We start from the raw sequence: 7,777 nt of genomic DNA, 5'->3' as shown, positions 1-7,777 counted from the left end.
AAGACGGCGCCGGCGTAGCCGACACTACGTCAAGCCGGCTGAAGTGAGCACGCCCCGTCACAGCGAGCAGATCGGCGGCCGCAGTAGAAGGGTGGTGAGATATGCGGGCTAGCTTGCGATCCCCGCATTGCCGGGCGCACAATGCTATACATGTAAAGCGCCGCCCAGGATTGGAGGGCTCGTCATGAGCAAGCAAACCAACGTCAGATTGCCCGACGAAACCTATGAGAGGCTTCAGGCACTGGCCGCACGCACCGGCCGCACGGCCACCTACTATATCCGCGAGGCCATCGAGGCCCAGTTGGATGACCTTGAGGACATCTATCTGGCAGAACAGGTCTTGGAGCGTATCCGCAAGGGCGAAGAGCAGACGCTGACGAGCGAGGAGTTCTGGAGTGGCCTGGACGATTGAATACGCCCAGTCCGCCAGAAAATCGGTAAAAGGGCTCGATCCGCAGACGCGAAGGCGAATTCGAAACTATCTAGAGCAGAGGGTCGCCGCCTTGCAGGACCCCAGAGGGTTGGGGGCTCCGCTCAAGGGCGAATTCTCCGAGCTATGGCGCTACCGCATCGGTGATTACCGGGTCATTTGTGAGTTGAAGGACGAAATGCTCATTGTCCTGGTGCTCCGTATCGGGCATCGACGAGAGGTGTATAGATAGCCGCAGGGGCAATATCCGCCTTGAGGCTTCAAAGGTTGCCTTCAGGTTCCCCCTTCCCCCTTCACATTTCATCCATTATTGTGAATGTCACCTCACGGACGAGGAGCACACCATGCCAAGGGAACATGGCCTTACCCTCATTGAACTCATGGTCACGCTGGCCGTGGCCGCCATCCTGATCACCGTCGCGGTGCCCGGCTTCGGCAGCCTGGTGGCCGAACAGCGGCTCGTGACCACCACCAACCAGTTCGTCACCGCCCTGCACCTGACCCGCTCGGAGGCGGTCAAGCGGGGTAGGCGGGTGACCCTGTGCGCCAGCGAGGACGGCAGCAGCTGCGGTTCATCCAACGGCTACAGTAGTGGCTGGATCGTGTTCGTGGGCCCGGAGCCGGGTGCGCCCGTGCAGCCCGCGGGGGAAGTGCTCAGGGTGTTCGCGCCCGGTAGCCAGGTGGTGATCAACGGGGACAACGTGACCAGCGCCTACATCTCCTATGTGGCGACCGGGGAGACCCGGCGAATGAACAATGCTCTGCTCATGGGGTCCGTGACCGTCTGTGCCGGAAACCAGGCCCGGCGCATCGTAATCAGCCGCACAGGGCGGCCCCGGGTGGAGCAGGCCAGCTGCTGAGCCTTGTCGGAACATTTTACGTTCCAAGGGCTTGAGCCCGGTCATCGGCCGAAACCCGCCCGTTTATCGCATGGCCAGAGACACCTCATGAATCAGGTGTCTACACTTGGTGCCATGAACAGAAATGGCGGATTCACCCTGGTGGAATTGATGGTCACGCTCGCGATTGCTGCGATCGTGCTGACCATTGCGGTACCCAGTTTCTGGAGCATCGTTCAGAACAACCGTGCCTCAACCCAGGCCAACGAGCTTATCACCGCGTTGAATCTTGCCAGAAGCGAGGCGGTCAAGAGAGGGTTGCCGGTCAGTATCTGTCCCTCTTCCAACCAAACAGCGTGTGTAGCGTCCTCGACCAATTGGGCGGTCGGTTGGATCGTATTCGTGGATCTCAACAACGACGGGGTGCGTCAGACAACGGAGCCACTCGTCCGTGTCTGGGGACCGCTGAGTGGTGGGGCTACGCTCACAGGGCCGGCAAACATCCGATACCAGGGCACGGGAGGGCTGCCTGGTACTGCGGCACCGGCACCCTTTCAGCACCGAGTGTCAGGCTGCTCAGGTAATCAGGGAAGAGACATCACACTCAACCTGACGGGCCGGGCATCTGTGACCACAGTACCTTGTAGCTGAGACATCATCCATGCATAGAGCTGAATCCATGCCAATACGTGCAGCAACGTCTCAACGGGGCCTGACCCTGATCGAGGTACTGATCGCCGTGTTGGTGCTTTCCATTGGTCTGCTTGGGCTTGCAGGATTGCAGGCCACCTCGCTGCAGTTCAATCACAGCGCGAATCTGCGGAGCCAGGCCACCAATCTTGCCTATGAAATGACAGACCGCATGCGTGCCAATCGCGATGCTGCACTGAATGGGCAGTACAACCTTGCCCTGACCGCTACACCAAGTGCTGGCACGGTGCCCGGTGATGATCTGACGGCCTGGCGAGATGCGTTGTCGGATCGACTACCTTCGGGCACAGGCTCGGTGCAGGTTGATGCCAACGGCATAGCCACCGTGGTGGTGGAGTGGGATGACTCCCGCGGCGCTGAAACAGAAATGCAGTTCGTCCTGACCACGCAGCTATGATCAACGCCATGCATACGACTGTAGGATCACGAAAGCAGAAAGGTCTCACGCTGGTTGAGATCATGGTGGCCATCGTGATCTCCCTGATCCTGACCGCCGGGATCATTCAGCTGTTTCTCGGCACTACCCAGACCTACCGGTTTCAGGAAGCGCTCTCTCGAATCCAGGAAAACGGACGCTACGCCATGGAAGTCCTGGCCCGCGACATCCGCATGGCGGGATATTGGGGGTGTGCGTCGGCTGACCTGACCGGTGTGAACAGCATTCTGAATGGAGCGAACAACTACGCCTGGAACTTTTCAATCCCGGTGGAAGGCTTCGAGGCGGACGGTACGGGTTGGACGCCCACCATAGACCCAAGCATCGTGAACCCCCTGCAGGGCAGTGACATCCTCACGTTGAGGTCTCTGGACAACGCCGGCGCCACGATTGCCTTCCAGCCGGCGCTTCCGGCAGCAACGATTCATGTGGTGCCGGGACATCAGCTTGCCATCGGGCAGGTCGTGATTGCCACTGACTGCGTGAATGCAACCGCGTTCCAGATCACAAACATCAATAATGTCAGTGGCGGTCATAACGTCGTGCATTCAAGCGCGGCATTTACGCCAGGCAATGCGACCAATTCACTTGGCTACCAATTCACCAGTGGTGAAATCCTGACGGTTTCGACGAAGACCTACTACGTCCGGGAAGGCAGCAATGGGGTGCCGGCCCTATGGAGAAGCGTTGCAGCCCAGCCGGCGCAGGAACTGGTCGAGGGCGTCGAGCGGATGCGGATCACATACGGGATTGACAACAACAACAACAACCGCGTGGACGAGTATGTTGGTGTTGCCGACATCCCCAACCTTGCCACCGGCGGCCCTGACTGGGGCAGGGTGGTCAGCGTGCGTGTGGAGCTGCTGCTGGTGAGCATGACGGATAACATCACAGGTGGTGTACAGCCCATTGAATTCGCTGGCGAAACGATCACGCCTACGGACAACAGGTTGAGGCAGGTCTTCACGACCACCGTCGGTGTCAGGAATCGACTTCCCTAGGTAATGACGACATGCTAAGTGTTCGTTTGAATAATCGACGTTCCAATCAGCAAGGCTCAGCGCTGGCCATCGCGCTGGTCTTTCTGTTGCTGCTGACACTCATCGGGGTCACTGCGATGCAGACAACCACATTGCAGGAGCGTATGGCGGGCAATGTCAGGGACCGATCCCTGGCATTCCAGGCCGCCGAGGCCGCACTGAGGGAAGGTGAGGCCTTCCTAAGCCAGGCCGCATTACCCCAGTTCAACAATACCGGTGGACTGCTGGCGCCTCTCAACAATCCGGGCATGGTGACGACCTGGGAGGCCCATAACTGGGCCGCGAATTCCAGGCTCTACACCGGGAACCTGCCCGGCGTTGCGGAACAGCCGCGATACGTGATCGAAGAGTTGCCGCCGGTGCAGACGGCGGGAGACACGGCGCGATTTGGCGCGTTGCCCGAAGTAGGTGTCTACAGGGTCACCGCGCGCGGCGTGGGCGGTACGGCTGATGCTGTGGTGATCCTGCAAACCACTTTCAGGCGCTAGGAGTCATGTCTGCCAGCGAGAGTCTGGCAACGAGGGAAGCTGTGATGAAGAAGCAGATAAAATTCATTTCCTTTATGGCGGCTGCCATCCTCAGTGTGATGGCCCTGTTTCCGGCTGCGAGCGCGCTTGCCTCAATCAATATTGCGCAGACACCCCTGTTCTCAGGCGGGAACGTGCCCGGCAACCTGGCACTGGTGCCGTCGGTGGAGTGGCCGACAATCAACAGCGTGGCCAACCTGGGTCCCTACGACGTCAATCGCCGCTACATTGGATATTTCGATAATCAAAAGTGCTACGGCTACCATTTCAGTACGACTGAAGCGGATAGACATTTCTATCCACTCAACAACAGTGGGCCGGTGTGTGCCGGCACAAATGAGTGGAGCGGCAACTTTCTGAACTGGGCGGCCACGCAGACCATCGACCCGTTCCGAAAGGTGCTGACCGGTGGCTACCGTGTGCGTGACACCGCGACTGAGACCTGGTTGGAGAAGGCACGCCATGATGGCCAGGGAGGCACGGCCATCTATCCGAACCGCCGTCTGCCGGATACAGGTTCCGACAGCATCCTGGTACAGGGCGCCACGCCATTCAACTGGAACAATTTCCAGATGCGCATCCAGGGCCTGGGAAACCGCATGCGTTTTACAGCGACCGGTGATGTGAATACCGCGCCGACTGCCTACAATCCGACCGCCACAATCAGTTCAACGTCGGTCTACGAGGTCAGTATCCGTGTCAAGGTCTGCGACCCTGCCGTGGGCGTTGAGGACAATTGCCGCGCCTACGATGCAGGGTGGAAGCCGGAGGGCCTGATCCAGCAGTACGCAGGCAGTTTGCGCTACAGTGCCTTTGGCTATCTGAACCACTCTGATTTTCTGCGTGATGGTGGTGTGTTGCGCGCACGCAAGAAATTCGTGGGGCCGACGCAGCTGGATCCAGACGCCGGTGAGATTCCAAACCCCAACATGGAGTGGAACCCGAACACAGGTGTTTTCATCACGAACCCGGACTCTGCGGATGCGAGTGCATCGAGCACAGAGTTCAGCACCACGATCAGCAACAGCGGGGTGATCAATTACATCAACAAGTTCGGTCAGATGACCGAGTTCAATCACAAGAGCTTCGACCCGGTCAGCGAACTGTTCTATTCGGCAATCCGATACTTCAAGAATCAGGGCAATGTACCCGAGTACACCAGCATGGCTGGTGCAACTGCGGATGAACGCAGGCGCTATGCAGACGGCTTCCCGGTTATCACCAACTGGTCCGATCCGGTCCAGTATCACTGTCAAACGAATGTGATTCTTGGTATCGGAGATGTCTATACCCACAGGGACAAGAATCTGCCCGGCAATACAGTGACTCAGGATGAGCCAGCCATGCCCGCCGCAGTCAGTGCAGATACGACCGTCAACGTGGTTACTGCCACGAACAAAGTGGCGGAGCTTGAGGGCATCACCATCAATACTCCATTCACGGGGCGGGAGAACTCTGCGTATATGGCGGGTTTGGCCTATGACTCCAATACACGGGACATCCGCCCCGACCTTCCTGGACGTCAAACCGTCTCGACCCACTGGGTGGATGTGCTGGAGGCTCAGTCTCTCGAACCTATTCGACGCAATCAGTTCTGGCTGGCCGCGAAATATGGTGGCCTGAAGATTCCTCAGGCGCAGCAGCAGACCTTCGACCCCTATGCGTTCAACGGGCCGATCCCCCTGGAATGGTGGCATACCAACGGGGAGACGCTGACCTCATTCGGGTCTCGTGGCGACGGCAGCACGTTCCCGAGACCCGACAACTACTACTTGGCGGGTGAAGCCGACAAGATGGTGGAAGGGCTGACCGAGGCCTTCTCCAACATCGTGACCGAAGTTCGACAGAGTTCGGCGTCCTCCATTGCCACGAACTCCACCCGTCTGGACATGGGTACGTTGATCTACCAGGCGCGCTTCAGGGACGATGACTGGACCGGACAGCTTTTGGCGTACAGCCTCGGTAGTCAGGGCGAGCTTGAGGATCTGCTCTGGGACGCCGCGGATCTCATTCCCGCGCCGTCCTCGAGGAACATCCTGACGCGAAACGCCAGCGGTACTACGGTACCGTTTACCTGGGCCAACCTGAGTCCATCACAGCAGCTTGCGCTCAATACCAACCGCAACAGCGTGGTGGATGGTCGTGGTCAGCAGCGACTGGATTGGGTTCGTGGTGTACGAACAGAGGAGGGCGGACTGTTCAGGGAACGTTCGACAGTGCTCGGCAGTATCATCAATTCTGACCCGCATTTCGTGGGAAGCCAGAACTTCGGTTATGAGGCATTGCCGGCGGCAGCCGGCGGCGGTGAGACCTACACGGCCTTCCGCTTCAGCAAGGTGGACAGCCAGGGGCGTGCCCTCAAGCCGATGATCTATGTGGGCGCCAACGATGGCATGTTGCACGGCTTCGATGCCCAGACCGGCGTGGAACGTTTCGCCTACATGCCGAGCTCGGTGATTCCGCACCTCAGTAATCTCACCGACAACAACTACAGTCATCGCTACCTGGTGGACGGGCAGTTCTTTGCCGGTGACGCGTATATCGGCGGGCAGTGGCGCACCATTCTGGTGGGCACGCAGGGTGCGGGCGGACGCACGGTGTTTGCCATTGACGTGACTGATCCCCATAACGTCACGGCTTCCAATGTGCTGTGGGAGTTCACCCATCCTGAACTAGGCCATGTGCTGGGGCCGCCGGTCGTGGGTCGCATGAAGAACGGCCAGTGGGCGGCCGTGTTCGGCAATGGCTACAACAGCGATTCCAATACGGCTCGACTGTTTGTTGTGAACCTGGCTGACGGTACGCTGATCCGTCAGATCAACACCGCTGTGGGCACGTCTGCCAATCCCAATGGGTTGGCGGCTCCGGCCATGGTGAGCGACGGTTCGCGTACCCTGGAGTATGCCTACGCCGGTGATCTGCATGGCAATCTCTGGAAATTTGACCTGACCCATGCCTCCAACACGGGGCAGTGGGCCAGTGCTTTCAGTTCGGGAGGCAACCCTGCGCCCCTGTTCCGCGCACGCGACGCGGTTGGCAATCCCCAGCCGATCACGACCCTGCCCGAGATTGGCCGGCATCCCAACGGCGGTTACATGGTCTACTTTGGAACCGGCCGTTACTTCGCGGTGGGTGACAACATCGTGGACACGGACAACCCACGGGTTCAGAGCTTCTATGGCATCTGGGACAATGGCAACGCGGTGGGTGCCTACACCAGCCGAAGTGAGCGGTTGCAGGAGCAGACTATCATTTACGAGGGGCCGACCGTGCTTGCGGACGGGGGTGATGCCGCTTTTGCCAGCGTGCGGGCCGTGAGCAACGATGTCTTCACCTACAATGCGACGACGCGTCGCGGATGGTTCATCGATCTGCTGTCACCCGTCAACGGCTTCGAAGGTGAGCGTGTCATCAGTACACCGATCCTAAGGGCGGGTCGGATCATCTTCCCCACCCTGATGCCGGACCCGGATCCCTGTGCCTTTGGTGGCTCCTCATGGCTGATGGAGATGGACGCCCTATCCGGTGCGCGCCTTGACTATTCCGTCTTCGACATGAACCAGGATGGTGAATTCAGTTCGGGTGACTACATCACGATCATCGTGGATGGTGAGGAGATTCAGGTGCCCGTGAGTGGTATCCGGTCCGAGGTCGGTATTATCAAGGATCCCGCCATCATTTCCGCCGGCGAGCGGGAGTATAAATTCGCGAGTGGTTCTTCTGGCGAAGTCGAACGCATAGTTGAGCGCGGCACCATCGCGAGGCCCAGAGGATCCTGGAGACAGATCAGGTAA

8 protein-coding genes are annotated in these 7,777 nt (G+C 59.1%); all 8 read left to right on the top strand.

Annotated elements, in window-relative coordinates; all coding sequences use genetic code 11:
* Nucleotides 1–184: 184 nt before the first annotated feature.
* The 8 genes from D580_RS0112600 (at nucleotide 185) to D580_RS0112565 (ending at nucleotide 7,777) form a co-directional block, all read left to right on the top strand.
* Nucleotides 185–412: a DUF6290 family protein gene (locus D580_RS0112600; RefSeq protein ID WP_012639762.1), complete on the top strand. Its 228-nt coding sequence runs from the start codon at nucleotides 185–187 to the stop codon at nucleotides 410–412.
* A complete protein-coding gene (locus D580_RS0112595; protein ID WP_018954732.1) occupies nucleotides 396–662 on the top strand; it encodes a type II toxin-antitoxin system RelE family toxin in 267 nt (88 codons plus the stop codon). Before D580_RS0112600 ends, D580_RS0112595 begins: the two co-directional genes overlap by 17 nt.
* Before the next feature lie 112 nt (nucleotides 663–774).
* Complete coding sequence (locus D580_RS0112590) at nucleotides 775–1,290, top strand: GspH/FimT family pseudopilin (RefSeq protein WP_026289959.1); 516 nt, start codon at nucleotides 775–777, stop codon at nucleotides 1,288–1,290.
* 87 nt (nucleotides 1,291–1,377) lie between these two features.
* Complete coding sequence (locus D580_RS16335; RefSeq protein WP_081617286.1) at nucleotides 1,378–1,920, top strand: GspH/FimT family pseudopilin; 543 nt, start codon at nucleotides 1,378–1,380, stop codon at nucleotides 1,918–1,920.
* Nucleotides 1,921–1,930: 10 nt separating this feature from the next.
* Nucleotides 1,931–2,377, top strand: a complete 447-nt coding sequence (gene pilV / locus D580_RS0112580; RefSeq protein WP_231363553.1) for a type IV pilus modification protein PilV — start codon at nucleotides 1,931–1,933, stop codon at nucleotides 2,375–2,377.
* Entirely contained in the window at nucleotides 2,374–3,417 is a 1,044-nt protein-coding gene (locus D580_RS0112575) for a PilW family protein (protein WP_018954729.1), read from the top strand. The genes pilV and D580_RS0112575 overlap by 4 nt, the downstream gene beginning before the upstream one ends.
* A gap of 11 nt (nucleotides 3,418–3,428) precedes the next feature.
* Nucleotides 3,429–3,944: a pilus assembly PilX family protein gene (locus D580_RS0112570; protein WP_018954728.1), complete on the top strand. Its 516-nt coding sequence runs from the start codon at nucleotides 3,429–3,431 to the stop codon at nucleotides 3,942–3,944.
* A gap of 44 nt (nucleotides 3,945–3,988) precedes the next feature.
* Nucleotides 3,989–7,777, top strand: a complete 3,789-nt coding sequence (locus D580_RS0112565; protein WP_026289957.1) for a pilus assembly protein — start codon at nucleotides 3,989–3,991, stop codon at nucleotides 7,775–7,777.

The organism is Thioalkalivibrio sulfidiphilus (assembly GCF_000377945.1).
GTDB lineage: Bacteria > Pseudomonadota > Gammaproteobacteria > Ectothiorhodospirales > Ectothiorhodospiraceae > Thioalkalivibrio_A > Thioalkalivibrio_A sulfidiphilus_A.
This window is presented reverse-complemented; position numbering and strand designations above follow the sequence as displayed.

What these genes read in the sequence shown, in the direction of transcription:
- D580_RS16335 (WP_081617286.1), top strand. Translation starts at nt 1,378, where the DNA reads ATGAATCAGGTGTCTACACTTGGTGCCATGAACAGAAATGGCGGATTC.
- D580_RS0112600 (WP_012639762.1), top strand. Translation starts at nt 185, where the DNA reads ATGAGCAAGCAAACCAACGTCAGATTGCCCGACGAAACCTATGAGAGG.
- D580_RS0112590 (WP_026289959.1), top strand. Translation starts at nt 775, where the DNA reads ATGCCAAGGGAACATGGCCTTACCCTCATTGAACTCATGGTCACGCTG.
- D580_RS0112575 (WP_018954729.1), top strand. Translation starts at nt 2,374, where the DNA reads ATGATCAACGCCATGCATACGACTGTAGGATCACGAAAGCAGAAAGGT.
- D580_RS0112570 (WP_018954728.1), top strand. Translation starts at nt 3,429, where the DNA reads ATGCTAAGTGTTCGTTTGAATAATCGACGTTCCAATCAGCAAGGCTCA.
- pilV (WP_231363553.1), top strand. Translation starts at nt 1,931, where the DNA reads ATGCATAGAGCTGAATCCATGCCAATACGTGCAGCAACGTCTCAACGG.
- D580_RS0112565 (WP_026289957.1), top strand. Translation starts at nt 3,989, where the DNA reads ATGAAGAAGCAGATAAAATTCATTTCCTTTATGGCGGCTGCCATCCTC.